Genomic DNA, 25,784 nt, shown 5'->3' on the forward strand with positions numbered 1-25,784 from the left:
TAGATCACGTCCGCCCGGCGGGTGCGACCGCAAATCACTCCGCCGCGCGCCCGACTGTCATGTGATAGGCCGAGACCGCCGCCTGAATGCCGTCGGAGGCGCGTGACAGCGGGAAGGGGCCGATCCGGTTGCGGTGAACGACAAAGGCCACATTGGCCGGCTCGCCCGCCGCCGCGCTGATGACGAACACCTGCGCGTCGATCCCTTTCGCGGTAAAGCTGCGCTGGATCTGCCGCGCCATCCGGAACCCGCGCTCCTGCGACGGGGTGTGCAGCCGCAGCTCGACCTTGAGATCGCGGGTCTCGCCCAGCGTGCCGCCAAAGACGACCGACTCGATGCTCTGCGCGAGTGGGCGCAGCGAAGGGTCGCCGGTGATCTTGTAATACCCGAGCGCAAGCGCCGAGGGCAGGGCGACCACGGCGGCAAGAAAGATCCCGTAAAGAAGCTGCTTGGCCCACATGAGGGCGCTCCGGCATGAAAAAGGCGGTGCCAGTCTCCCAGCACCGCCTTTCGATCCGGTTAAGAGCGGCCCGCGTTGCGCGCCGCCGTCAGCCTCAGCTCCGCACCAGCTTCTCGTAGCTGTCGCTCATCTCGCGGCAGAGCGCGCCGACCTCGAACTTCCAGTCGCCGATCTGACCCACAGGGGTGACTTCGGCGGCGGTGCCGGTGAGCCAGCACTGCTCGAAGCCTTCCAGTTCCTCGGGCATGATGTGCCGCTCGTGGACCTTGATCTGGCGGTCCTCCAGCATGCCGATCACGGTCTGCCGGGTGATGCCGTTGAGGAAGCAATCGGGCTTGGGCGTGTGCACCTCGCCGTCCTTCACGAAGAAGATGTTGGCGCCGGTCGCCTCGGCCACATAGCCGCGGTAGTCCATGAACAGCGCGTCCGAGCAGCCCTTGGCCTCGGCCTCGTGCTTGCTCATGGTGCAGATCATGTAGAGCCCGGCGGCCTTCGCGTGCACCGGGATCGTCTCGGGCGACGGGCGCTTCCACTTGGCGACATCGAGCTTGGCGCCCTTCATCTTGGCGTCGCCGTAGTAGTTGCCCCATTCCCAGCCGGCTACCGCCACGCGGACGGGGTTGCGGATGGACGACACGCCCATGTCTTCGCCCGAGCCGCGCCATGCGACGGCGCGCACGTAGGCGTCGGTCCAGCCGTTGGCCTTGAGCATCTCGTATTTCGCCGCTTCCAGTTCATCCACGGTGTAGGGGATCTCGAAATCCAGCCATTTGGCCGAGGCGATCAGCCGCTCGGAATGCTTGCGGCTCTCGAAGATCTTGCCGTTGTAGCAGCGCTCGCCCTCGAACACGCTGGAGGCGTAATGCAGCCCGTGAGTGAGCAGATGTACGTTGGCGCTGCGCCAGTCCACCAGCTTGCCATCCATCCAGATCTTGCCGTCGCGGTCGTCGTAGGATCCAGCCATCTCGCTCCCTCCAATTTGCATTTGTTGCGCCAGTTACGTCCGCATCGGACATTTTCTTGCGCAAAACCTGCGACTCACTACCGATCCGCGCTTGGAAAGTCAACAAGGCTGACGTATTGTCTCGCCCCAAGAGGAGAAATCCAGCAAGGACAACACTATGGCCGACGGCCCCGGCAACCCGGCGACAAGCGAAAGCCTGCTGTTTCTGACCGACGAGCAGCTGCGGAAGGGAATCGAGGCGATGTTCTTCGCCTATCGTGGTTTCACCGCCGATCCTGACCGGATCCTCGAAGAGCTGGGCTATGGCCGGGCGCATCACCGGGCGGTGCATTTCATCCATCGCTCGCCGGGCACCACCGTCAACAACCTGCTGTCGATCCTGGGCGTGACCAAGCAATCGCTGAACCGGGTGCTGCGCACGCTGATCGAGGACGGGCTGGTGGAGAGCCGGGTGGGCCGGCAGGACCGGCGCGAGCGCCACCTGCACCTGACCGAGGCAGGCACCCAACTGGAGCGCCGCCTCTCGGATGCCCAGCGCGACCGGATGCGCCACGCCTTCCGGCAGGCCGGTCCCGAAGCCGTGATTGGCTTTCGCGCCGTGCTGGAGGCCATGATGGACCCCGAGCTGCGGCACCATTATACCGCGCTCAAGGAGGGGAATTGATGACTCCAGTCGACCAGTGTGATGCCCATCTGCTGATCGTGGATGATGACGAGCGTATTCGCGGCCTGCTGCAAAAGTTCCTCCTGCGCCACGGGTTCATCACCACCTCCGCCCGCGATGCCGCCCACGCCCGCCGCCTTCTGGCCGGGCTGGAGTTTGACCTCATCGTGATGGATGTGATGATGCCGGGCGAGACCGGGGTCGAGCTGACCCGCAGCCTGCGCGAGAGCCTCGCCACCCCGATCCTGCTGCTCACCGCCAAGGGCGAAACCGAAGATCGGATCGCCGGGCTGGAGGCCGGGGCGGATGACTACCTGCCCAAGCCCTTCGAGCCGAAGGAGCTGCTGCTGCGGATCAACGCCATCCTGCGCCGGGTGCCGAGCGAGGTGGCGGTGGATACCGGCCCCAAAGTGCTTTCGCTCGGCCCGGTGCGCTACGATGTGGCCCGCGGCGAGATGTGGAAGGGCGAGGAGATGGTGCGGCTGACGGCGACCGAAAGCGCCCTCATGCGGATCTTCTCCACCCAACCCGGAAGCGCCGTGACCCGCTCCAAGCTGGTTGAAGACCTCGGCCGCGATGGCGGGCAGGCGCAGGAACGCGCGGTGGACGTGCAGATCACTCGGCTGCGGCGCAAGATCGAGGCCGACCCGAAACAGCCGCGCTACCTGCAAACCGTGCGCGGCGAAGGGTATATGCTGGCGCCGGATTGAGGCGAGACAAGCGTGGCCCTAGGACAGCTCTGCCACCGCCCAGCGCGCTGCATCGGCCACCACCGGGTCTTCATCCTCACACAGCCCCTGCGCCACCGGCTTCAGCCGCGCCGCGCCCGAGTTGCCGATGGCATAGAGCACATTGCGCACAAACCGCCCCCGCCCGATCCGCTTAATCGGGGAGCGGGAGAACCGCGCCCGAAAGGCCGCATCATCCAGCGCGGCCAGTTCCTCCAGCGCGGGCAAATCCGTCTCTGATCCTCCGTGATACCGCATATCGGCAGCCTCCACCGCGAACTTGTTCCACGGGCAGACGGCGAGGCAATCGTCGCAGCCGTAGATCCGGTTGCCCAGCTTGCCGCGCAAGGCCTCGTCCACTGGTCCGGCGTGCTCGATGGTCAGGTAAGAGATGCAGCGCCGCGCATCGAGCTGGTAGGGCGCGGGAAAGGCGCTTGTGGGGCAGATGTCGAGGCACCGCCTGCAGCCGCCGCAATGGTCGGTTTCCGCAGGATCAGGCTCGATTTCGAGCGTGGTGAAGACCGAGCCGATAAAGAACCACGAACCCATTTCCCTGCTCACCAGATTGGTGTGCTTGCCCTGCCAACCGAGACCCGCTGCCTGCGCCAGCGGTTTCTCGGCAACCGGGGCGGTATCGACGAAGACCTTGATCTCGCCGCCGAACTCCTCGATCAGCCAGCGCCCCAGCCGTTTCAGCCGCTTCTTGACGATATCGTGGTAGTCGCGCCCCCGCGCATAGGCCGAGATCAGCCCGCGTTCGCTCTCTCCCAACGCTGCCAGCGGGTCGAACTCCGGCCCGTAGCTCTCGCCCAGCACCAGAATGCTCCGCGCCTCGGGCCAGAGCGCCGTGGGGTCTTCCCGCCACTCAAGGCGCTTTTCCATCCAAGCCATCTCACCATGGCGGCCCTCCCGCAGGAAGGCCCTCAGCCACTCCGGCACCCGGTCAAACGGCGCTGCCCGCGCCACGCGGCAGAGCGAGAATCCCTCTTCCAGCGCACGCGAGACGATCGCCTCTTTCACCAGCCCGCCCCATTTTCTTGCTGAAAATATTCCCGGGGGCGTGGGGGCTGGCCCCCACTCCAACGCCTGTTCCTAAAAATCCAGATCGGCATAATGCGGCGGCGGCGGGAAGCCCGGCACCTGGTCGGCCAGAAGCCCGCGGAAGGCGGGGCGGGATTTGATCTTGGCGTACCAGTCCTTGACGTTCTCGCTGCGGTTCCAGTCCACGTCGGAGATGTAATCGAGCGCGCTCAGGTGCGCGGCGGCGGCAAAGTCGGCGAGGCTCAGGGAGTCGCCCGCGAGCCAGCGGCGCTGGTCGAGCAGCCAGCTCATGTAATCGAGGTGATACTTGATCGCCTTGGCCCCGGCCTTCACGTTGCGGCTTTCGGGATAGCCCTGCCCGGTGACCTTCTTGTTCACGCGCTCGTAGAGCAGGTTGGCGGTGACCTCGTGGTGAAACTTGTCGTCGAACCACGCGCAGATGCGGCGCACCTCGTAGCGGCCCTCGGCATCCTTGGGCATTAGCGGCGGCTCGGGGTGGCGCTCTTCGAGGTATTCGCAGATCGGCTGGCTCTCGGCCATCATCTGCCCGTCGAGCCGAAGCACGGGCACCTTGCCCGCCGGGTTTCGGCGCAGAAAATCAGGCTCCGCCTCCCAGTAGCGCTCTTCGACCAGCTCCACCTCCAGCCGCTTTTCCGCCATCACAAGGCGCACCTTGCGGCAGAAGGGTGAGAGTGGAACGTGGTAAAGGCGGCTGCTCATGGGCTCCCCCGGGAACTTGGTGAATTGCCCCGTGATAACGCGGCCAAGGCCCCGCCTTCAATCAAAGAACCTTCAATCCTCGAAACAGGCGGCCCGCCCGTCGGCGGCGATGGTGGCGGCGCCATCGGCGATCCGCGCCGCGCGTTTGCGCTGGCTGGTCGAGGGGCGCGAGGCCGAGCGGCCCTTGGGGTTGGGCAGCACGCTGGCGAGCAGGGCGCCCTGCATCGGCGAGAGCTTGCCGGGCGGTACGCCAAAGTAGTGGTGCGAGGCTGCGTCGATCCCGAAGACCCCCTCATCGAACTCGGCCACGTTGATGTAGATCTCCAGAATCCGCCGCTTGCTCCAGACCGCCTCGGCCGCCGGAGTGATCAGCGCCTCCAGCGCCTTGCGCAGCCAGCTGCGGCCCTGCCAGAGGAACACGTTCTTCACCGTCTGCTGGCTGATGGTCGAGGCGCCGCGTGTGCCGCCGTCTTCCAGCGCATCGCGGATCGCGTCCACGTCGAAGCCCCAGTGCAGGCAGTAGTTGGCATCCTCGGCGGCGACCACGGCGCGCACGGCGGCGGGGGCGACCTCTTCGATCCCAATCCATTGCCTGTCCACATCGCCGAGGCGGCGCTTTTCGGACCAGATGGTGTGGGTCGTGGGCGGGTCGACGAAGGCGAAGAGCAGGATAGCGAGAAATACCAGCAGCACCGGCACCGCCAGCACCAGCGCCAGACGGCGCAGAAACCACCGCCAGGCCCGGCGCACCGCCGGCGGCTTGGGGCGGGTCCGTTTGGCCGGGGCCTTCGCTGTCTTGCTCGCTTTCGCCATCCTGATTGCTATACGCCGCCGCTGCGGGTTCGAAAACCCGTCAGGCACCCTGCCGCGCGCGGGCGGGGGCAGCCCGGAGGCCGCCCCGCGCGCGGGATGGGGGCGACCCACCCCGCGTTAAAGGCTCTATTCCGCCGGAACAGCGCCTTTTTCGAGCGTCAGCGGGTGGCTCAGCTTGTCGAGCATCTCCTTCGGGCAGACCTGGATGAAGTTCGGCAGCTCGCTCTCCCAATGTTGCAGGATCGCCTCGGCCTTGCGGCTCTTGGTCTCCTTGAGATGGTTGGAGACCATCTCGTGCAGCTGCTCGATCCAGTGCTCGACGGTGACCGGGTTGGTCACCAGCGTCTCCATGTTCATCATGTCAGCCGCCTTGCCGTCCGGATCGTAGAGATAGGCCATGCCGCCGGTCATGCCCGCGCCGAAGTTGGCGCCGATGGTGCCGAGGATCACCGCGAGGCCGCCGGTCATGTATTCACACCCGTTGGAGCCGCAGCCCTCGATCACCGTCTTGGCGCCGGAGTTCCGCACCGCAAAGCGCTCGCCCGCCCGGCCCGCGGCATAGAGGTAGCCGTCGGTCGCGCCGTAGAGCACGGTGTTGCCGATGATGGTGTTGGAGCTTGCCTCCAGCGGGCTCGACATGGTTGGCCGCACCACGATGGTGCCGCCGCTCAGCCCCTTGCCGACGTAGTCGTTGGCATCGCCCGCGACTTCCAGCTTCAGCCCCGGCGCCGCGAAGGCCCCGAGCGATTGCCCGGCGGAGCCCGAGAGCTTGACCGTCAGGTGATCGGGGAGGAAGGCGTTGCGCATGCCGAAGTTCTGCACGATGTGGCTGGACGTGCGGGTGCCGACCGTCCGATGCGTGTTTTGCACCGCGTATTGCAGCTGCATCTTCTCGCCGTCCCGCAGGAACCGCTTGGCATCCTGCACGATCTGGGCGTCCAGCGTGTCGGGCACCGCATTGCGCGACCGCTCGACCGTGTAATCCACCTTGTCGGCGCCATCGACGCAGATCAGCAGCGGGTTCAGGTCGAGGTCGTCGAGGTGGGCAGAGCCACGGCTGACCTGACCGAGCAGGTCGGCCCTGCCGATCACCTCGGCGAGGCTGCGAGCCCCGATGGAGGCGAGGATCTCCCGCACTTCTTGCGCGTAGAAGGTGATGAGATGCACCACCTTGTCGGCGTTGCCGGTGAACTTGGCCCGCAGGTCATCGCGCTGGGTACACACGCCAACCGGGCAGGTGTTGCTCTGGCATTGCCGGACCATGATGCAGCCCATCGCGATCAGCGCGGCGGTGCCGATGCCATATTCCTCAGCGCCCATCATCGCGGCCATCACGATATCGCGGCCCGTGCGCAGCCCGCCGTCCGTCCGCAGAGTGATGCGGGAGCGGAGGTTGTTGAGCGAGAGCACCTGATGCGCCTCGGTCAGGCCCATCTCCCACGGCAGGCCGGCGTATTTGATCGAGGTCGCCGGAGAGGCCCCGGTGCCGCCGTTGTGGCCGGAAATCAGGATGTTGTCGGCCTTGGCCTTCGCCACGCCCGCCGCAATCGTGCCGACGCCGGAGGAGGCGACGAGCTTCACCGTCACCTTCACCGTCGGGTTGATCTGCTTGAGGTCGTAGATCAGCTGCGCGAGGTCTTCGATCGAGTAGATATCGTGGTGCGGCGGCGGGCTGATGAGGGTGACGCCCTTGGTGGAGTGCCGCAGCCGGGCGATCAGGTCGGTGACCTTCATGCCGGGCAGCTGGCCGCCCTCGCCGGGCTTGGCGCCCTGTGCGACCTTGATCTCAAGCTCTTCGCAGTGGTTCAGGTACTCGGCGGTCACGCCAAAGCGCCCGGAGGCCACCTGCTTGATCTTGGCAGAGGGGTTGTCGCCGTTCGGCTCGGGCACGAAGTGCGCCGGATCCTCGCCGCCCTCGCCGGAGTCCGACTTGGCGCCGATCCGGTTCATCGCGACATTGAGGGTTTTGTGCGCCTCGGGCGACAGCGCGCCCAGCGACATGCCCGGCGTCACGAACCGCTTGCGGATCGCGGTGACGCTCTCGACCTCTTCCACGGGGATCGGGTTGCCCAGCGGCTTGATCGCCAGCAGGTCGCGCAGGTGGATCGGCGGGTTGGCCTGCATCTTGGCGCTGTACTGCTTCCAGAGCTCGAAGGAGCCGCGGTCGCAGGCGCTTTGCAGCAGGTGCATCGACGAGGCCTCCCAAGCATGGGTCTCGCCCGAGCGCCGCGCCTTGTAGAAGCCACCGACCGGCAGCACCGGGGTCGCGCCCTTGAGCCAGCCGTGGGCGTGGATTTCTTCGGCCTTCTTCTGGATACCGGGCACGCCGATGCCGCTGATGCGGCTGGTCATGCCGGGGAAGAATTCGGCCACCATCGCGCGGGAGAGGCCCACGGCCTCGAAGTTCAGCCCGCCGCGATAGGAGGAGACCACCGAGATGCCCATCTTCGACATGATCTTCAGCAGGCCCTGGTCGATGGCCTCGCGGTAGCTCTTGACCGCTTCGGTCAGGGTCATGTCGAGCAGGCCGCGCTCGATCCGGTCGGCGAGGCTGTCTTCGGCCAGATAGGCGTTCACGATGGTCGCGCCGCAGCCGATGAGCACCGCGAAGTAATGCGGATCAAGGCACTCTGCCGAGCGCACGCCGAGCGAGCAGAAGGTCCGCAGGCCCTTGCTCGTCAGCCCGCTGTGGACGGCGCTGGTGGCGAGGATCATCGGCATGGCGATCTTGTCTTCGCTCGAATGCTGATCGGTCAGCACGATGTGGCCCGAGCCCGAACGCACGGCATCCTGCGCCTCGGCGCGGATGCGCTCCAGCCCCTCTTGCAGGGCGTGGGCGCCGCCGTCACGTGGGAAGGTACAATCGATCTCGCACATCTCGGCGTTGAAGTGCTTCACCAACTCTTCGAACTGCGTGTTGCCGACGAAGGGGCTCTCCAGCACGATGATCTCGGTCTGGCTGCTGTCTTCATCCAGCACGTTCTTCAGGTTGCCGAAGCGCGTTTTCAGGCTCATCACCCGGTATTCGCGCAAGCTGTCGATCGGCGGGTTGGTGACCTGGCTGAAGTTCTGGCGGAAGAAGTGGCTCAGGGGCCGATACTTCTTGGAGAGCACGGCAGAGGGCGTGTCATCGCCCATGCTGGCGACCATCTCCTTGCCGTCCTCGGCCATCGGCGCAAGGATTTGCTCAAGGTCTTCAATCGAGTAGCCCGCCGCGATCTGCCGCTTGCGCAGCTGGTCGCCGGAGAACAGGGGCTTCTCCTCGATGCCCACCATCGCCTCGTCGAGATCGTTGATCTTGCCGACCCACTCACCGAAGGGCAGGGCGCGGGAGAGCTTGTCCTTGATCTCCACGTCGTGGAACAGCAGGCCCTTCTTGGTGTCCACGGCAATCATCTGCCCCGGGCCAAGCGCGCCTTTCTCACGCACCACCGACTCGTCGATGGTGACCATCCCGGCCTCGGAACCGGCGATCAGCAGCCCGTCGCCGGTGACGACATAGCGCATGGGGCGCAGCCCGTTCCGGTCGAGACCGGCGCAGACCCAGCGGCCATCGGTCATGGCGAGGGCAGCGGGGCCGTCCCACGGCTCCATCACCGAGTTGCAGTAGCTGTACATGTCGCGCCACGCCTCGGGCAGCTCGACCGCCTGCTTGCTCCAGCTTTCGGGCACCAGCATGGTCTTGGCCATCGGCGCGGAGCGCCCGGCGCGCACCAGCACCTCGAAGACCGAGTCCAGCGCGGCGGAGTCGGAGGCGCCCTGCGGGATGATCGGCTTGATGTCTTCGGCCAACTCGCCAAAGGTCGACGAGGCCATGCGGATCTCATGGCTCTTCATCCAGTTCATGTTGCCCTTGATGGTGTTGATCTCACCATTGTGGGCCAGCATGCGGAACGGCTGGGCCAGCCACCACTGCGGGAAGGTGTTGGTGGAGTAGCGTTGGTGGTAGATCGCAAAGGTGCTCTCGAAGCGCTCGTCCATCAGGTCGGGGTAGAACTCGGCCACCTGCTCGGCCAGCATCATGCCCTTGTAGATGATGCTCCGGCAGGAGAGCGAGCACACGTAGAAAGCGGGCAGATGCGCGGCAGCGGCGGCCTTTTCGATCCGCCGGCGGATGACGTAGAGCTCGCGCTCGAAGGTCTCTTCATCCACGCCCTTGATGTTGGAGATCAGGATCTGCTCGATCTCGGGGCGGGTGGCGTTGGCCTTCTCGCCGAGGCAGGAGATATCCACCGGCACGTGGCGCCAGCCGTAGATGTAATAGCCCATGCGGAGCACCTCGGCCTCCACGATGGTCCGCGCCCGCTCCTGCGCGCCGAAATCGGTGCGCGGCAGAAAGATCTGCCCCACGGCGATGAGCTTGTTCTTGTCCGGCACGTGGCCGGTGCGCTCGATCTGGTCGTAGAAGAAGTTGACCGGGATCTCCACGTGGATGCCCGCGCCGTCGCCGGTTTTGCCATCGGCATCCACCGCGCCCCGGTGCCAGATCGCCTTCAGCGCCTCGATCCCGTTCTCCACCACCTTGCGGCTGGGTGAGCCGTCGATCGACACAACCAGACCCACGCCACAGGAGCTTTTCTCCTCGGTCTCGTGGTACATGCCGTTTTCGCTGAGCCACTTGCGGTGCTGCTCATGTTCGGCAGCCCAGGCCTCATCGTATTTGGTCATGGGTGTCTCCTTCACTGGCTGACTGGCGGCACGAAGCTCGCCTGTAGCGCGTTACATCCGTAGCGGGGCCTGAAATCGCTGAACCCCTTTTCGCCGGGGAAGATGAACTCCCGCGGCGTGTTATCTTCCTGCCACTGCTCCTCACCGTCGAAGTAACTCTCCTGCCCGAGCATGAAGAGCCGCTCGTCGGCAAAGACGTATTGCTTGCCGGTGGCCGCGAATACGAGATCGCCGTTCTCGTCGCGGGTCTCCGAGTTGACGGTGACTGTGAGCAGGGTCACGCCGTCGATCACCTCGGTGTTGCCGGTGGTCTCGTCGCGGCCCTTGGTGTTGAGCTTCACCGCCTCTTCGCCGGTCTGCTCGATGGTGGTGAAATCGTACGTATCCACCCCCTGCTCCAGCAGTTCGCTCATGCTGATCGGGTCCGGGCCCGGCTCGAACAGCCGCTCGGTGGTGCCGCTGTTGAAGTAGAAGGCATCGACCCACTGAAACTCGCGGTCGTACACATGCATGCTGGTCGGCCCGTCGAGGTCATGGCTGACCTCCCAGGTGGTGCCCTCCGGCGCATCATCGCAGCGCCAGTAGTGCGAGACCGTGCAGGCCCGGGTGTGGACGGTCAGAAAGCCCGAGCAACCCGCGGGCGGGCTGGTGGATTGCGCGGCGGCCCCGCCTGCGGTGAGCAGGGCGAGGGCAGCGGGCAGGAGGGGCGTGATCGTTTTCACCGTCTCTTAACTCTTTCGCGTCTCAGCGTCAGCGATGCTGACCTTTCCGGTCGGGCCGGGCCGCAAAGGCGTTGCGTCACTGATGCTGACCTTTAACACCCTGCGTATGCATGGGATGTGCATGGGTTGTGCATCAGTTCTGCATGCGACCTTTCGCCGTTTCAGCCCTTATTCTGCAGCCACCGCACGGGCGGCACCGAACTTCTCAAGGATCGCCTCGGCGGCCTCGCGGCCATCGCGGATGGCCCAGACCACGAGCGAAGCGCCGCGCTGGATATCCCCCACCGCATAGACGTTTTCCATCGGGGTCTCATGGGTCAGGAAATCGGCCTTCACGGTGCCCCAGCGGGTCACCTGAAGCTCGGGCTGATCCCAGAGCGTGGGCAGATCCTCGGGCTCGAAGCCGAGCGCCTGGATGACCAGATCGGCCTTCTCGACGTAGTCGGAGCCTTCAATGATCTCAGGGCTTTGGCGGCCGGAGGCATCGGGCGCGCCAAGGCGCATCTTCTGCACCATCACGCCTTCGACGGTCGCATCGCCGGTGAAGCCCTTGGGCGCGGAGAGCCAGACGAACTCGACGCCCTCTTCCTCGGCATTGGCCACTTCGCGCTGGGAGCCAGGCATGTTGGCCCGGTCGCGGCGGTAGAGGCATTTCACGCTGGTCGCGCCCTGACGGATGGAGGTGCGCACGCAGTCCATCGCGGTGTCGCCACCGCCGATGACGACCACGTTCTTGCCCTCAGCGTTAAGCGTGCCATCCTCGAACTCGGCAACCGCGTCGCCAAAGCTCTTCTTGTTGGAAGCGGTAAGGAAATCAATGGCTTTCACGATGCCCTTGGCGCCAACCCCGGGAGCCTGAAGCTCGCGGGTCTTGTAGACACCGGTGGCGATGATGATCGCGCCGTGGGCCTTCTGGATGTCCTCGAAAGAGATATCCTCGCCCACGTTGCAGTTGAGCTTGAAGGTCACGCCGCCGTCTTCGAGCTGCTTGTTGCGGCGCATCACAACGTCTTTCTCCAGCTTGAAGCCGGGGATGCCGTAGGTCAGCAGGCCGCCCGCACGGTCGTAACGGTCATAGACCGTGACCTGAACGCCAGCGCGGCGCAGCATGTCGGCGGCGGCAAGGCCACCGGGGCCTGCGCCGATGATGCCCACGCTCTCGGGGCGCTCCTCGAGCGGCTTCGGCGGCTCGACCCAGCCGTTTTCCCACGCGGTATCAGTGATGTACTTCTCCACCGAGCCGATGGTCACCGTGCCGTGGCCGGACTGCTCGATCACGCAGTTGCCCTCGCAGAGACGATCCTGCGGGCAGATGCGGCCGCAGATCTCGGGGAAGGTGTTGGTCGCTTGGCTGATTTCGTAGGCTTCCTTCAGCCGCCCGGTCGCGGTGAGGCGGAGCCAGTCGGGGATGTTGTTGTGCAGCGGGCAGTGGCTCTGGCAGTAGGGCACGCCACACTGGCTGCACCGGCTCGACTGCGCCTCGGCGCGCTCTGCCGCAAACTCCGCGTAAATCTCTTTGAAATCATTCGAGCGTACATTGGCCTCCCGCTTCTCGGGCATCTGGCGTTCTAGCTCGACGAATTTCAGCATGGGCTGCTTGGCCATGACGTCTCCTTACGTTTCGTCGTCTGCCTACACGGATAGCGCAGGGAATAAAAGTCAGATGTGCTGACCTAATTTTGCGATTTTGGGCTACTGTCTGGCCCGGACTGCGTCAACTCCCCAGATTTTGTGTCAGCACAGTTTACCTATTTTCGCGCTTCCCTCTGTCTGCCTGTTCTGTAGGCTGCAAAAAAACCAGCCGGGCAGGGCAGCATGGAACTCTGGCAACTCCTGATTATCGCGATAATTCAAGGCATTACAGAGTTTCTGCCGATCTCCTCCTCGGGGCACCTCATCCTTTTGCCCGGCCTCACCGGAATGCACGACCAAGGGCAGGTTATTGATGTGGCAGTTCATGTCGGCACCCTTTTTGCCGTCATTCTCTATTTCCGGCAGGATGTTGCCGCTGCCGCCGGTGGCACGCTCCGGCTCGCGCAGGGCAAGGTCGACACGCCCGGCGCGCGGCTGGCATGGCTGCTGATCCTCGCAACGATTCCCGTGATCCTCTTCGGCCTTGTCCTCAAGCTGACCGGGCTGGACGATCAGCTGCGCTCGGTCGCGGTGATCGGATGGACGATGCTGATCTTCGGGCTCGTTCTCTATTGGGCCGACCAGAAGGGGGCCGAGGTGAAGGAGAGCACGGACTGGAACCTGAAGGACGCGCTCATCATGGGGCTCTGGCAGGCGGTCGCGCTGATCCCCGGCACCTCGCGCTCGGGCATCACCATCACCGCCGCCCGCAGCCTTGGCTACAAGCGGGAAGACGGCGCCAAGCTGGCGATGTTGATGTCGATCCCCACGATCGCGGCCTCCGGTGTGTTGCTCGGCGCGGAGGTAGTTGCCACCGCCGATGCGCAGGCAGCGAAGGATGCAGCCATCGCCGCCTTCTTCGCCTTCATCTCCGCACTGCTCGCGCTCACGCTGATGATGCGCCTGCTGAAGTCGGTCAGCTTCACGCCCTACGTGATCTACCGGGTGATCCTCGGCCTGTTCCTGCTGTGGTGGGCCTACGCCTGACCCGCGGCCTCAGGCCTTCAGCTTGCCCGCCGATTCCTTGATCGCGTCATACTGGCCGGAGGGCCGGTATTTCCACATGTAGTCGGGCAGTTCGGCCTCCATCGGGGTGGGGGTGATGCCGAGGCTCTCCAGCCCGCTGGCGCCCGCGGCCACCACGTTGTCGACCCCGAGGCTCTTCACCTGATCGCGGTTGATCAGGGAGTTGGTGAAGAGCCCGCCGGTCACGGTTTGCGCCATGTCGAGCGAGCCTGCCATCAGGCGGGCGACGAAGGCGGGCTGGGGGACGATGATCTTCTTGCGGCGGATGATCTGAAGCACCTTTTCGACCAGCGCGCGGATGGTCAGCACCTCCGGCCCGCCCAGCTCATAGGTGCCGGCCTCTACCTCACCCAGCGTAGCCTTTTCGGCGGCGGCGGCCACGTCATCGACGAAGACGGGCTGCACCTGGGTCTCCGCGCCGATCACCGGCAGGAACGGCCCGAAACGGGCCATCGAGGCGTAGAGATTGATGAAGCCGTCCTCGGGGCCGAACATCAGCGAAGGGCGCAGAATCACCGCCTCGGCAAAGCCCGCCCTAACGGCCTCCTCACCCTTGCCCTTGGTCTGGTAATAAGCGCTCGGCCCCTCGGCATCGGCTCCGATGGCGGAGACGTGGACCATGCGGGCAACGCCCTGCTCCGCCGCGATCCGCGCAATGCGACCCGCGCCATCGACATGCACAGCGTCCATGTTGTTCTTGCCGTAGGTTCCGCCCACGCCGACGCAGTTGATCACCACGTCCGCGCCCTGCATCGCGGCGGCCACGGAGGCATCGTCGCGGATATTGCAGAAGATCGGCTCGACCTGGCCGACAACGCCGTAGGGCTTGAGGAAGAGGGCCTCGTTGGGGCGGCGCACCGCAGCGCGCACCCGCCATCCCTGCTTGGCCAGCCTGCGGGCGATGTAGCGCCCCAGAAAGCCGGAACCGCCATAGATGGTAACGAGCTTCGACATAACAGATGTCTCCCTTGCTGGCTGAATTGCTGATAGCTTCCTGCGCCCCACCGGGCAAGGCGCGAATGGCCGCAGAACTGTGGTTGACACCCCCGTTCGGCGCATATATCTGCCCCTCTCACGACACCTGCCCAGGTGGCGGAATTGGTAGACGCGCCAGCTTCAGGTGCTGGTGTCTGTATGGACGTGGAGGTTCGAGTCCTCTCCTGGGCACCAACGTCGAAAGGCCCCCGAGCGCTTTGCGTTTCGGGGGCCTTCGTTTTTGGCGTGGGCGATTTTGCGCGGGTAACCGAACCTCAACGCTTTTCTGGTTTCTGGCGGGCGACGGTGCGCGCTCAGAACGAGGCTCGATGCTTGATCGCATGCATATCCGCCGGGGCTGGCTGGCCCTTATGCTCTGCCTGTGCTGGCTTGGCGCAGCAGAGGCCGCCGACCCGATCTTTGGCGGCGCACGGCCCTTGGGTGCGCGGGCCGGGGCGGATGCAGGCGCCGGGCCGAGCCTGTTTGCCGGGGTGCAAGAGGGCGGGTTCTTTGCCCCGCTGCCGGACAGGGGGACCGGAGCCGTCCGGGCCAGCCCGCGACGGGGCTGGACGACCGAGGCGGTTTACTCCGAGTGGATTCGGGGGCTGATCGCCGAGGCGGAGGCCGGGGCGGCGGGGTATGATGCGGTGGTACTGAGTGCGCGCGTCAAGCCACCAAGCCGCCCGACAGAGATGACCATCGGCGAGATCTACCAGTGGATCGAGGACACTCCGGGCCAGAACCATGCCATCGGACGCTACCAGTTCATCCCCGTCACCCTGCGCCGCCTCGTGGATCATATCGGCGCGCCGCCGGAGACCCGGTTCAGTCCCGAGGTGCAGGATACGCTGGCCGACCAACTCTTGCGTGAGGCGGGGCTGGCCGAGCTGCTCGCGGGCACCATGCCACGCAAGACTTTCATGAACCGCCTCGCTACCATCTGGGCCGGGCTGCCGACATCTTCCGGCAAGTCCCACTACCACGGCCACGCGGGCAACAAGGCGACGATGAGCTGGAGCCATTTCGAGGCGGAAATGGCCAAGTTCTTCCCCGAGTAGCGCCCGCTGCTGCGGCGGCATTTGATTTCACACGGCGAAGGGCCTATTTCGGCTCAAACGGCAAAAGAGGCAGCGCATCGTGGCAAAGACCCATCTCTACAAGAACGACCTCCCCGACGGGCTGGACCTTGGCCCGGTGGTGGCCATCGATTGCGAGACCATGGGCCTCAACCCGCACCGGGACCGGCTGTGCCTTGTGCAAATGTCGGGCGGCGACGGCGAGGCGCATCTGGTGCAGATTGAGAAAGGCCAGACCGAGGCCCCGAACCTCTGCGCCATGCTGGAAAACCCCGAGGTGCTGAAGCTTTTCCACTTCGGGCGGTTCGACATCGCCGCGATGTACAATGCCTTCGGCGCGCTGGCCGCGCCGGTCTATTGCACCAAGATCGCCTCCAAGCTGGTGCGCACCTTCACCGATCGGCACGGGCTGAAATACCTGTGCCAAGAGCTGATCGGGGTGGATATCTCGAAGCAGCAGCAAAGCTCCGATTGGGGTGCGCCGGAACTGACCGAGGCGCAGCAGAGCTATGCCGCCTCCGATGTGCTGCACCTGCACCAGCTGCGCGACGTGCTGAACGAGCGGCTGGAGCGCGAGGGGCGGATGGAGCTGGCGCAAAGCTGCTTTGGCTTTCTGCCAACACGTGCCAAGCTGGACCTCGCCGGCTGGCCCGAAATCGACATATTCGCCCATTAGGCTGCCGCGATGACAACCCATCCGCCCATCGACCGCGCCACGCTCATCGAAGCGGGCAAGCGGGTGATCGCTCTCGAAACCGAGGGGCTGAGCCGCCTTGCCGATGGCCTTGGGCCGGGCTTTGCCGAGGCCTGCGAGATGATCCTCGCCGCGCCGGGGCGGGTGATTGTGAGCGGCATGGGCAAATCGGGACATATCGCCCGCAAGCTTGCGGCCACCTTTGCCTCTACCGGCACGCCTGCGCATTTTGTTCACCCCGCCGAGGCCAGCCACGGCGACCTTGGCATGATGAGCCCGGGCGATGTGGCGCTGCTGCTCTCCAACTCCGGCGAAACCCCCGAGCTGGCCGACATGATCGCCCACACCCGGCGCTTCGGCATTCCGCTCATCGGGGTGGCCTCGAACCCGGAGAGCACGCTGCTGAAGCGGGCCGATTGCGCGATTGTCCTGCCCCGCGCCGAAGAGGCCTGCGAGGAGGGGATCGTGCCGACGACCTCCACTACGATGACGCTGGCGCTGGGCGATGCGCTGGCCGTGGCGCTGATGAAGCACCGCCGGTTCACGCCCGAAAAGTTCCGCGACTTTCACCCCGGCGGCAAGTTGGGCGCGCGGCTGGCAAAGGTGCGCGACCTCATGCACGGAGCCGATGCGCTGCCTCTTGCCGCTCCCGGAACGCCTATGAGCGAGGCCCTGCTTACCATGAGCCAGAGCGGCTTTGGCGTGGTGGGCGTGGCGGCGCAGGATGGTAGGCTTCACGGTATCGTCACCGACGGTGACTTGCGCCGGCACATGTCGGGGCTTCTGGATCATACCGTGGATGAAGTCATGACAGAGAACCCCCTGACCATCGGTCCCGACGCGCTTGCCGCCGAGGCGCTTGCGTTGATGAACGGTCGGAAGATCACCTGCCTTTTCGTGCTCTCGCCGGAGGGCCGGGCCGAGGGGCTGCTCCACATCCACGATTGCTTGCGCGCGGGGGTGGCCTGAGGGCGCGGTCATGTCGGTTTACGACAACAGCTATTCCCGCTTCGTCTCGATGGCCAAGATCGTGCTGCCGCTGGCGGCGCTGGCGATGCTCTCCACGCTGTTTCTGGTCGCCCGCACGGTCGACCCAACCCGCTCGATCCCCTACGCCGATGTCGATGTGAACGAGCTGGCGCGCGAGCAGCGCATCTCGGCCCCAAACTACTCGGGCGTCACCCGCGACGGGTCGGCGATTTCCATCGCCGCCTCCACCGCCCGGCCCGATCCCGACAATGAGCACCTGGTCTCGGCGACCGACCTGAGCGCGAAGCTCGAAACCGAGGGCGGCGCGACCTATGAACTTTTCTCCCTCTCTGGGCAGATCGACACCGAGGCCGGGCAGGCGGTGCTGAACGGCGGCGTCATCATCACCACCCCCACGGGCTATCGCGTGACCTCGGAAGAGATCACCACCGCGCTGGAGCGCACCGAGATCGAATCGCCCGGCCCGGTGCAGGCCGAAGGCCCCGCCGGCGTGCTGGACGCGGGCAGCATGCGGCTTGCCCGCGCCGAAGAGGGCGACGAGGCCAGCGGCTACCTTCTGGTTTTCAACGGAGGGGTGAAACTGGTATACACCCCGCCAAGCGAATAGGAATTATTCTCCGTGACTTTCAAACGCGCGACTTTCAAACGCCTCTTTCTGGCCGGGTGCCTCGCGGCTTTTGCCGGGCTTTCCGGCCCGGTGCTGGCGCAGGGCGCCAACGTGGCCTTCGGGGCGCTGAAGCATGACAGCTCGCTGCCCGTCGAGATCGCCGCCGATCAGCTCCAGATCAACCAGGAGACCGGCAAGGCCGTGTTCCGGGGCAATGTGGAGGTGGGACAGGGTGAGATGCGTCTGGCGGCTGCGATGGTCGAGGTGGAATACGAGGGCGGCGAAAGCGCGACCGGCAAGGTCAGCCGTTTGCACGCCACCGGCGGCGTCACGCTGGTGAGCGGGGCCGAGGCGGCCGAGGCACGTGAGGCGGTGTACACCATTGGCTCCAGCGAGATCGTGATGACCGGCGACGTGCTGCTGACCCAGGGCCAGAACGCGCTTTCTGGCCAGAAGCTGGTGGTCGACCTCGACAAGGGGACCGGCGTGATGGAAGGCCGCGTGCGCACCGTCTTCCGGTCGGACGCGGAAAATTGAGCGACAGCAAGGCTGATACCAAGCCCGGCTTGCGGGTGGCCGGAGGCGAGGGCGGTTTGCGCGTGGTGAACATGCGCAAGAGCTACCGCAAACGCCTCGTGATCCGCGATGTCAGCATGGAGCTGGGCCGGGGCGAGGTTGTGGGCCTGCTCGGCCCCAACGGCTCGGGCAAGACGACCTGTTTTTACACCATCGCCGGGCTGATCGTGCCGGAAAGCGGCCATATCACCATCGACGGGCGCGAGGTGACGAGCCTGCCGATGTATCGCCGCGCCAAGCTGGGCATCGGCTACCTGCCGCAGGAAATGTCGATCTTTCGCGGGTTGAACGTGGAAGACAACATCATGGCAATTTTGGAAATCGCCGAGAGTGACCGCCACAAGCGGCGCGAGCGGCTGGAGGAGCTGCTCTCGGAATTCGCCATCGAGCACCTGCGCCGCGCACCTGCCCTCGCCCTTTCGGGCGGTGAGCGCCGCCGGGTGGAGATTGCCCGTTGCCTCGCCGCCGACCCGAAATACCTGCTGCTCGACGAGCCGTTTGCCGGGGTCGACCCGATCTCGGTGGGGGAGATCCGGCACCTCGTGGCCGACCTCAAGACCCGGGGCATCGGCGTGCTGATCACCGATCACAACGTGCGGGAGACGCTGGAGACGGTCGATCGCGCCTACATTCTGCATGACGGCAAGATCCTGATGAGCGGCACCGCCGACGAGGTGGTGAAGGATGAGAACGTGCGCCGTGTCTACCTCGGCGACAGCTTCCGCATCATGTAGGGCGGGCTGAGGTGAGCGGCCCGCAAACCCGGCTTGAACTTCGTCAGACCCAACGGCTCGCCATGTCTCCGGCGCTGCAGCAATCGGTTGCAGTGCTGGCGCTGGGCGGGGTGGTGCTGGAGGAGATGATCGCCGAGGCGGCATCGGAAAACCCGTTTCTGATCTACACGCCGATGGATGCCGCCTCGGGTGTCTCGGGTGCCAGCCTCAGCGCCTATGACGTGGCCTTGCAGACGGTGGCGGCCACGCCGAGCCTTGGCGAGCATCTGTGCAGCCAGATCGCCCTGATGGACCTGCCCGCCGATGTGGCCGAGGCGGCGATGAACCTTGCTTATGACCTCGATGAAAACGGCTTTCTCACCCAGCCCGACGCGCAGGCCGTGGCGCGGGATCACGGCATCCCCGAGATCCGGGCGATGCAGGCGGTGCGGGCGTTGCAGGCTTGCGAGCCTGCGGGGATCGGCGCGTTCAGCCTGATCGACAGTGTGAGGCTGCAAATGCTGGATGCCGGGCTCTCGGGCGAGCGGATCCAGCTGATCCTGACCGGGCTGCCCTATTTCACCAAGGGCCAGACCAACCTGATCGGGCCGGCACTTGGCCTGACCGCTGAGGAGGCCGAGGAGATCACCGATTTGGTGCGCTCGCTGGACCCGTCACCGGGCCGGGCGTTCGACACGGCAGACCCGATCATCCGCGTGCCTGAGCTGGTGGTGTCGGAGGGCAAGGACGCCGCGCTGGAGGTGGAGCTGGTCAACGACCACGCGCCCCGGCTGAAGATCGACAGCGAGCTGGCGGCGGCGCGGGGGGACATGGCCACCAACCACTTCAGGGACGCCCGAGACCTGATCGCCGCGGTCAAATACCGGGGCAAGACGCTGTTGGCCGTGGGCCGGGCGGTGGTGGATGCACAGGCGGGCTATTTCACCGGGCGCAGCAAGGCGCTGGCACCGCTCACCCGCTCGGCGATTGCCGAGCGACTCTCGCTGCACAAGTCCACCGTAGGCCGTGCCATTGCAGGCAAGACGATGCTCTGGAGGGGCGAGATCATCGAGCTGGATAGCCTCTTTCCGGCAGCCCTCACCGCCGGGCCGGGCAAGCCGGTTTCGAGCCATGCGGCGCAGCTCGCCATCGCCCGACTCGTGGCTTCGGAGGAGCGCGATTCGGTGCTCTCGGACGAGGCGATCTGTGAAAGGTTGAGAGAGGATGGAGTTGACATCTCGCGGCGAACTGTCGCCAAATACAGAAAATGCCTGAACATACCGTCCTCCGCAAATCGACGCCGCCTGCTGACCAAATCAGCGGAGCAGCGCCGAACTCGGTGAAATCCACACAACGCCGCATTACATAGTGATTGCCCACCGGCACGCATGGCGCTGTGCCGTGCTTCCGCCGATGGGATGAAGACCCAGAAGAAGACCCCAGGAGGTGCCATGCGCTACCAGATCAGCGGAAAACAGATCGACATCGGTGAAGCTCTGCAAACTCACGTGCAGTCCGGCCTCGGTGCAGTCGTGGACAAATACGCGGAGCGTCCGACCGACGCGAACGTTGTCTTCTCGAAGAGCGCCCACGAGTTCGTGTGCGAGTCGACCATTCACCTTTCGACCGGCCTCACCGCCTCTGCCAAGGCCCATGCGGCCGAGATCTACTCCGCTTTCGAGCTGTGTTGCGACAAGATGGAAAAGCAACTCAGGCGCTACAAACGCCGCCTGAAGGACCACCACAAGGAGCGCACGCAGCCGGTTGAATTCATCGGTGCCTCCTCGTATATCCTCGCCGCATCGGAAGACACCGACACCGAGGAGCCGGATAGCCTCCAGCCGATGATCATCGCAGAGATGGAGGCCCGCGTGCCTTCGCTGTCTGTCGGTGAGGCTGTGATGCAGATGGAGCTCCAAGGCGCGCCGGTTCTGGTTTTCCGCAATGAAGGGCATAGTGGTGTCAACGTGGTGTACCGTCGGGACGACGGGAACATCGGCTGGATCGACACCCAACAGGAATGAGTGGCGCCCCGCTGGAGGGGCGGGAAGGCCGGGCAGAGCATGGAACTGCGAGAAATCCTCAAGCCTGAGGCCGTGAAGGTCTTGCAGGGCGTGAGCAGCAAGAAGCGGCTGTTTCAGCAGCTCGCCGAGCAGGCTCACGCCGCCTATGGGATGGAATCCCAGCGCTCTGTCGATGCGCTCATGGAACGTGAAAGCCTCGGCCCCACCGGTGTGGGCCGGGGCGTTGCCCTGCCGCATGCGCGGCTTGAGGGGCTGGATTCGGTCGTGGGCGTGTTCTTCCGGATCGAGAAGCCGGTGGATTTCGACTCGGTGGACCGGCAGCCGGTGGATCTGGTGTTTGCCCTCTTCGCGCCGCAGGATTCGGGCGTGGATCACCTCAAGGCTCTGGCGCTGGTCTCGCGCACGCTGCGGGACGCGGGAGTTTGCGGCAAGCTGCGCGCCAATGATGCGCCCTCGACCCTGCACACCATTCTGACAGAAGCGCCCGGCGAACAGGCGGCCTGAGCCGCGTCGACTAGCTGTTGCGCAGCCGCTTGAAGCCGAAGGCCAGATAATCGCGCTGGTAGGCATCGATTGCCGCCTGCTCGATATCGTCATCGAGAATCGCGTCCAGCAGCATGGCGCCGGCCTCTTCGGGCGGCTCCGGGGCTACTGAGCTTTCAATCTCGCACTGCGCCAGAAGCTGGGAGAGCCCGAGCGCCAGCTGATCTTCGCGGATCACCATGTCGGGCTGGCCCAGTTCGGCGAATCCTTGGATCACCGCCGCCTGGCTGGCCCATGCCGCATCGATCCGCACGCCGGTCTGCCCGGCGAGGTTGGCCTTGAGGAACTTCAGGTAGGCGAGAAAGGCGGCGTGGTGGGCGGCGGTGTCATAGTCTTCGCCCGGCTCGCCCTCGGGGAGGGGCACCTTGTAGCCTTCGCGCAGGGTGCGGCGGATTTTGACGAAGGCTTCCTCGCCCTCGGCCCGCAGGATGTGATGGCAGAACACGCGATGCGCCCGTTCCAGCGGGTGGGCGACGACCGAGAAACTGCGGCCACCCTTGTTTTGCCGTCGCCATTGGCGAAGGGTCTTTTGGTTGAAGCCGCGTTGCAGCGCCTCGGTCTCCGCTCCGTCGAGCGCGGCCATCCACGCCTCCACCGGGCCGAGGGCCGCGCCCTTCACCGGCATATGCAGGATCGGGCTTTTGGCGCAGGCGAGATAGGTGGGCACCACCCCGCCGCGCCGTGGCTCGAAGTTGGGGGTGCGGGTGAGGCCGAAGGTGTCGATCTTCGCGAGCGCGGCCTGCATCTCGTCGAAGTTGGCGACCTTTTCATCCAGCCCGCCGGGATTTTGCTTTTTCAGCTTGGTCGAAAGCTCTTCGAGCGGGGCCTCGCAGCCAAGATACCGCGCGAGGCCGTTCAGCACGCCAAGGTCGTTGATATCCTCATACGCGATGTAGAAGCCGGTTTGCCCGGTGATCTGCATCTCGTGCTGGAGCAGGAGATGAAACGCCTGCAACTCGGCCACCAGCGCTTCGAACTCGGCGCCATCGAAGCGGATTTTTGCGTCGCGCCGGTGTTTGGCATCGGTCAGCCGCCACTGGCCGGTCTCGGCGGCGATCTTGCGGCTGACGTAGCTCTCCAGCGGGTTGCGGGTGAGGATGACCTTGGCGCAGCGCGGGTCCGGCAGGCAGGCCTCCAGCACGCGGGGGTCGTGATCGTGGAAGAAGCGGAAGCCGGGCAGGCCCTTGGTGTTCTTCTTCATCCGGTCGATCAGGCGGAGCGGGTCGGCCTCGCGCGCGGCGAGGGTCATGTCGAACAGTTCCTTGGTGTTATGGTGCCCGACGAAATGCGGATTGAAGGCCTCGCCGTAGCAGTGCAGCCCGTCGAACCGGTTGATGTTCTCTTCAAGGTAATTGGAGCCCGTGCGCATCTCGCCGAAGATCACGAAGTAGTCGAAACGGGCACTCATTTTAGGGTCACTTCTTTACCAGATAGGGGCGCTGGGCGTCGGCGGAGGTGGGCACCAGCGCGGGATCGACCGGGAAATCGCCGGCAAGATAGGGGTTCATCCCCTGGTTCTTCAGGGTTTGCAGGAAGCGGCCGAAGCCGTTGAGATCATGCATCAGCGGCGCTGCGGTGAGGCGGCGGCGGGCGCCGGGCATGATATCGTCCATGATGGTCTGGAGGTTGTTCATCGGGTCTTCGATGAATTCCGCCAGCGTCCAGATCCGGACCCGCGCCTTGGCGTAGGGCGAGCGCAGGGTGCGCATATGCTCGGCCTCGATGGATTGCAGCCTCGCGGCCTCCTTGCGGACGACCGATGAATTGATGCCCAGCTTGAACAGGCCAATCGCCCAAGCCCCGGTGATGACCGAGATCTGCGCCTTGGGATCGGTGGCGATGAACCACTCGATCTTCTGGCTGTCGCCCGGGCCGAACTGGAACATCTGCCGCTCGCCGCGGGTGTTCCAGATCAGGCTGGTCAGAAAGGCCTCGGGGTTGTGGTCGCGCAGCAGGGCGCTGTCGGGCAGGTTGCCGTTGTAGGTTGGCTCGCCGCCCGCGTAATTGACCCTGTCGGGGGCGAAGAGATGGCCATGGACCCGGCCACCGGCAGTTTTGCCAAGCCATGTATCGAAGTTGGAGAACAGCTCGGAAAACCCCTCGAACACCGAGTAGGACTCCGAGGTCTTGCCGTTTTCCCAGTCGCGGTTGGGGAAGCGGCTCTGCATGTAGAGGCCGGGGCGGCCGAGCGTGCGGCGGTCGACGGCCTTGGCAAACAGCCGGTCGATCTTGGAGGGGTTCGGCTCGGCGTTCTTGGTGACCTTCGGGTCGTTCGACAGGAAGGAGGCATAGAGCCGGTTGGCTTGCGGCCAGATCTTGCGGGCGACGAAGCAGTCGGAGCGGCGCAGGAGCTGCAGGTGATCGTCGTAGAAGATGTGCGGCTTGCCCTGAAAGTCGAACTTGGAAAGCGTCAGCGAGCGGCTCTCCACATCGTTGGAATAGACCCGGACGATGGATTGAAAGTAGCTCTCGTCGGGGATCCAGACGCGCTTGAAGTAGCGGTCGTAGAGCGGGCGGTCGGGATCGGTGAGGATGGCCTCGAGGGTCGGACGCGAGAGGCACCACCATTGCGAGCCGAGGTGCGGCACCAGCCCCTTGGGCACCCTGCGCTTGAACCGCACGGCCCGTTGCAAGGCGACGTACCGGTCGAACAGGAAGCGCTGTTTCTTCCATGAGAATGGGAAGCGCAGGGTAAACCGCTCGCTGTCGAAGCCGCCCTTGGTCCATGTCACGTCTTCGATGGTGACGCTTTCGATGAAGTCGGTGCGCGGGCGGGCCTTGAGGTAGGCGCGCAGCTCCTGCACCGGGCGAAGCGGCAGGCATGAGCCGGAGGCGAGATAGACGTGGCTGACCTCGGGGTGCTGCTCCAGCATGATCTCCGCCGCCTTCTGGGTGGCGGCGACGATGTTCCATGTGCCCCACTCGCAGAGGTAGCGCGGCGCGAAGCTGACGTTGTCGAGATCGGCGAGCGAGGCGGTGAGCTTTTCGTAGGCCTTGCGCGGCACCTTCTTGTCGCAGTGGATGACGATGGGGCAGCCGCTGGTGGCCCAGTGCCGGGCAGTCTGGCTGGCGCGGTCGAGCGCGGTATGCACGAGCATCACGAAGCCGACCATCAGGCCCAGTTCCCCTTGGACATCAGCCCGAGAATTTCGAGCTGCCGCCAGTTGATGTAGCGCTCGCTCCACTTGGTCCAGAAATCAGGATTGTCGCGCAGCACGCGGGCGTAGGCCTTGTACTCGTGGCTCGCCGCATAGTGCTGGCCGCGCTCCAGCTCCTCCTCGGACTTGGCGGAGAAGGTATCGAGAAACTTGGCGTGGAGCAGGATGCCCGAGGCCTTCTCGCCGCCCCACTCATCGTAGGTCAGGTTCAGGCCGCGGGGCAGCAGCATGTGGGTGGAGCTGACATAGGTGTAGCTGCGATCCCATTTCACCAGCGGAATCTTGTTGAGCGCGGGCGCCCGCTCGGGGGCATCGCCAAAGAAGGCACGGGCGCGGGGGCCGCCCTGAATCCACAGGTTGCCATACATGGCGTTGCGGGTGATCTGGTAGTTGCCGCTGTCGAAATAGCTGGCGATCTCGAGCGGGTTCTGCCCCTCGCTGTAGGGTAACGCATCGAGCGGCCCCTTTGGATACATGTCGAGCAGCATGGCCGAGAAGGACTTGATCGAGGAGGCATCGAGCCAGTCGGTCAGGGCGCGGATGGGCCGGGTATCGCAGAACGGGTAGACGAAGAACTCATCGACATCGACCACGAGCGCCCAATGCCCGTGGGCGTATCTGCGTTGCAGCCAGTTGAGCCAGTCGACCCCGAAGCGGGCGCGTTTGTAGCTGTGCTCGGTGGTCCAGAGCGAGACATCGCCCTGATCGGCCAGGTATTCGCGTGAGCCGTCATCGGAGCCGTTATCGACGATGAAGAAATGCGCGATGCCGAGCTTGCGGTAATAATCCAGAAAATAGGGCAGGCGGATGCGCTCGTTGCGCAGGGTGACAAAGGCGAGCACATCGCCGGGGCGGACGGCGGCGCTGCGGTTGGCCACTGAGGATAGCTCACGCCGCTTGCGCAAAGCGCGGATGCGCCAGCGTTTCCGCTGGAGCCGCAAGCGGTATGATCTCAAAGCGCCCAACTCAATCCTTCGCCCCGGGGGCATG

24 protein-coding genes and 1 tRNA gene are annotated in these 25,784 nt (G+C 65.1%); 13 read left to right on the top strand and 12 right to left on the bottom strand.

The features are described 5' to 3' along the window. Positions 1 to 34 precede the first annotated feature (34 nt). Together KUV38_RS17545 and KUV38_RS17550 are read right to left on the bottom strand one after the other, a co-directional pair. Positions 35 to 460: a hypothetical protein gene (locus KUV38_RS17545; protein ID WP_222471484.1), complete on the bottom strand. Its 426-nt coding sequence runs from the start codon at positions 458 to 460 to the stop codon at positions 35 to 37. 94 nt (positions 461 to 554) lie between these two features. Continuing rightward, on the bottom strand, positions 555 to 1,424 hold the full coding sequence (locus tag KUV38_RS17550) for a branched-chain amino acid aminotransferase (protein ID WP_222471485.1): 870 nt from the start codon (positions 1,422 to 1,424) through the stop codon (positions 555 to 557). A gap of 157 nt (positions 1,425 to 1,581) precedes the next feature. Between KUV38_RS17550 and KUV38_RS17555 the strand changes: the two genes are divergently transcribed. Continuing rightward, positions 1,582 to 2,088 (top strand): MarR family winged helix-turn-helix transcriptional regulator, encoded by a 507-nt coding sequence (locus KUV38_RS17555; protein ID WP_222471486.1) that lies wholly within the window; start codon positions 1,582 to 1,584, stop codon positions 2,086 to 2,088. Beyond that, complete coding sequence (locus tag KUV38_RS17560; RefSeq protein WP_222471487.1) at positions 2,088 to 2,798, top strand: response regulator; 711 nt, start codon at positions 2,088 to 2,090, stop codon at positions 2,796 to 2,798. The genes KUV38_RS17555 and KUV38_RS17560 overlap by 1 nt, the downstream gene beginning before the upstream one ends. An 18-nt stretch (positions 2,799 to 2,816) precedes the next feature. On the opposite strand, the gene queG is transcribed toward KUV38_RS17560, so the two are convergent. The 6 genes from queG to KUV38_RS17590 all read right to left on the bottom strand — a co-directional run bounded on the left by queG (position 2,817) and on the right by KUV38_RS17590 (position 12,385). Further along, a complete protein-coding gene (gene queG / locus KUV38_RS17565) occupies positions 2,817 to 3,836 on the bottom strand; it encodes a tRNA epoxyqueuosine(34) reductase QueG (RefSeq protein WP_222471488.1) in 1,020 nt (339 codons plus the stop codon). Positions 3,837 to 3,908: 72 nt separating this feature from the next. Further along, positions 3,909 to 4,577, bottom strand: coding sequence for a glutathione S-transferase family protein (locus tag KUV38_RS17570; RefSeq protein ID WP_222471489.1), 669 nt, complete (start codon positions 4,575 to 4,577; stop codon positions 3,909 to 3,911). A gap of 72 nt (positions 4,578 to 4,649) precedes the next feature. Beyond that, positions 4,650 to 5,390, bottom strand: a complete 741-nt coding sequence (mtgA, locus tag KUV38_RS17575; RefSeq protein WP_222471490.1) for a monofunctional biosynthetic peptidoglycan transglycosylase — start codon at positions 5,388 to 5,390, stop codon at positions 4,650 to 4,652. Positions 5,391 to 5,516: 126 nt separating this feature from the next. Next, positions 5,517 to 10,058, bottom strand: coding sequence for a glutamate synthase large subunit (gltB, locus tag KUV38_RS17580; RefSeq protein ID WP_222471491.1), 4,542 nt, complete (start codon positions 10,056 to 10,058; stop codon positions 5,517 to 5,519). An 11-nt stretch (positions 10,059 to 10,069) separates the two neighbouring features. Further along, positions 10,070 to 10,780, bottom strand: a complete 711-nt coding sequence (locus tag KUV38_RS17585; RefSeq protein WP_222471492.1) for a hypothetical protein — start codon at positions 10,778 to 10,780, stop codon at positions 10,070 to 10,072. A 168-nt stretch (positions 10,781 to 10,948) separates the two neighbouring features. Continuing rightward, complete coding sequence (locus KUV38_RS17590; protein ID WP_222471493.1) at positions 10,949 to 12,385, bottom strand: NAD(P)-dependent oxidoreductase; 1,437 nt, start codon at positions 12,383 to 12,385, stop codon at positions 10,949 to 10,951. A 210-nt stretch (positions 12,386 to 12,595) separates the two neighbouring features. Here KUV38_RS17590 and KUV38_RS17595 point away from each other — a divergent pair, with 210 nt between their 5' ends. Continuing rightward, positions 12,596 to 13,399 carry an undecaprenyl-diphosphate phosphatase gene (locus tag KUV38_RS17595; protein ID WP_222471494.1) on the top strand — a complete coding sequence of 268 codons (804 nt, stop codon included), beginning with the start codon at positions 12,596 to 12,598 and terminating at the stop codon, positions 13,397 to 13,399. Positions 13,400 to 13,408: 9 nt separating this feature from the next. Here the strand turns inward: KUV38_RS17595 and KUV38_RS17600 are convergent, their stop codons facing one another. Beyond that, the gene (locus tag KUV38_RS17600; RefSeq protein WP_222471495.1) at positions 13,409 to 14,392 is read right to left on the bottom strand and encodes a complex I NDUFA9 subunit family protein; all 984 of its coding nucleotides are present in this window, start codon (positions 14,390 to 14,392) and stop codon (positions 13,409 to 13,411) included. A gap of 129 nt (positions 14,393 to 14,521) precedes the next feature. Here KUV38_RS17600 and KUV38_RS17605 point away from each other — a divergent pair. The 10 genes from KUV38_RS17605 (at position 14,522) to KUV38_RS17650 (ending at position 21,597) form a co-directional block, all read left to right on the top strand. Then, positions 14,522 to 14,608, top strand: a tRNA-Leu gene (locus tag KUV38_RS17605). A 134-nt stretch (positions 14,609 to 14,742) separates the two neighbouring features. Further along, on the top strand, positions 14,743 to 15,471 hold the full coding sequence (locus tag KUV38_RS17610; RefSeq protein WP_261385420.1) for a hypothetical protein: 729 nt from the start codon (positions 14,743 to 14,745) through the stop codon (positions 15,469 to 15,471). A 79-nt stretch (positions 15,472 to 15,550) separates the two neighbouring features. Next, positions 15,551 to 16,165 (top strand): ribonuclease D, encoded by a 615-nt coding sequence (locus tag KUV38_RS17615; RefSeq protein WP_222471496.1) that lies wholly within the window; start codon positions 15,551 to 15,553, stop codon positions 16,163 to 16,165. Positions 16,166 to 16,174: 9 nt separating this feature from the next. Then, the gene (locus KUV38_RS17620) at positions 16,175 to 17,152 is read left to right on the top strand and encodes an SIS domain-containing protein (RefSeq protein ID WP_222471497.1); all 978 of its coding nucleotides are present in this window, start codon (positions 16,175 to 16,177) and stop codon (positions 17,150 to 17,152) included. A 10-nt stretch (positions 17,153 to 17,162) separates the two neighbouring features. Next, on the top strand, positions 17,163 to 17,780 hold the full coding sequence (lptC, locus tag KUV38_RS17625) for an LPS export ABC transporter periplasmic protein LptC (protein WP_222471498.1): 618 nt from the start codon (positions 17,163 to 17,165) through the stop codon (positions 17,778 to 17,780). A gap of 12 nt (positions 17,781 to 17,792) precedes the next feature. Further along, complete coding sequence (locus tag KUV38_RS17630) at positions 17,793 to 18,317, top strand: LptA/OstA family protein (RefSeq protein ID WP_410000894.1); 525 nt, start codon at positions 17,793 to 17,795, stop codon at positions 18,315 to 18,317. Then, the gene (gene lptB, locus KUV38_RS17635; protein WP_261385421.1) at positions 18,314 to 19,090 is read left to right on the top strand and encodes an LPS export ABC transporter ATP-binding protein; all 777 of its coding nucleotides are present in this window, start codon (positions 18,314 to 18,316) and stop codon (positions 19,088 to 19,090) included. Before KUV38_RS17630 ends, lptB begins: the two co-directional genes overlap by 4 nt. Before the next feature lie 11 nt (positions 19,091 to 19,101). Then, positions 19,102 to 20,412, top strand: a complete 1,311-nt coding sequence (locus KUV38_RS21125) for an RNA polymerase sigma-54 factor (RefSeq protein ID WP_222496289.1) — start codon at positions 19,102 to 19,104, stop codon at positions 20,410 to 20,412. Positions 20,413 to 20,520: 108 nt separating this feature from the next. Further along, entirely contained in the window at positions 20,521 to 21,093 is a 573-nt protein-coding gene (gene hpf / locus KUV38_RS17645) for a ribosome hibernation-promoting factor, HPF/YfiA family (RefSeq protein WP_222471500.1), read from the top strand. Positions 21,094 to 21,132: 39 nt separating this feature from the next. Then, positions 21,133 to 21,597 (top strand): PTS sugar transporter subunit IIA, encoded by a 465-nt coding sequence (locus tag KUV38_RS17650; protein WP_222471501.1) that lies wholly within the window; start codon positions 21,133 to 21,135, stop codon positions 21,595 to 21,597. A 10-nt stretch (positions 21,598 to 21,607) separates the two neighbouring features. On the opposite strand, the gene KUV38_RS17655 is transcribed toward KUV38_RS17650, so the two are convergent. The 3 genes from KUV38_RS17655 to KUV38_RS17665 are packed head-to-tail and all read right to left on the bottom strand — an operon-like array spanning position 21,608 to position 25,783. Beyond that, positions 21,608 to 23,044 (bottom strand): sulfotransferase domain-containing protein, encoded by a 1,437-nt coding sequence (locus tag KUV38_RS17655; RefSeq protein ID WP_222471502.1) that lies wholly within the window; start codon positions 23,042 to 23,044, stop codon positions 21,608 to 21,610. Between the two features lie 7 nt (positions 23,045 to 23,051). Beyond that, a complete protein-coding gene (locus KUV38_RS17660; protein ID WP_222471671.1) occupies positions 23,052 to 24,752 on the bottom strand; it encodes a beta-1,6-N-acetylglucosaminyltransferase in 1,701 nt (566 codons plus the stop codon). Continuing rightward, a complete protein-coding gene (locus KUV38_RS17665) occupies positions 24,749 to 25,783 on the bottom strand; it encodes a glycosyltransferase family 2 protein (RefSeq protein WP_222471503.1) in 1,035 nt (344 codons plus the stop codon). The genes KUV38_RS17660 and KUV38_RS17665 overlap by 4 nt, the downstream gene beginning before the upstream one ends. Position 25,784 lies beyond the last annotated feature (1 nt).

Origin of the sequence: Vannielia litorea (assembly GCF_019801175.1) — a bacterium.
GTDB lineage: Bacteria > Pseudomonadota > Alphaproteobacteria > Rhodobacterales > Rhodobacteraceae > Vannielia > Vannielia litorea_B.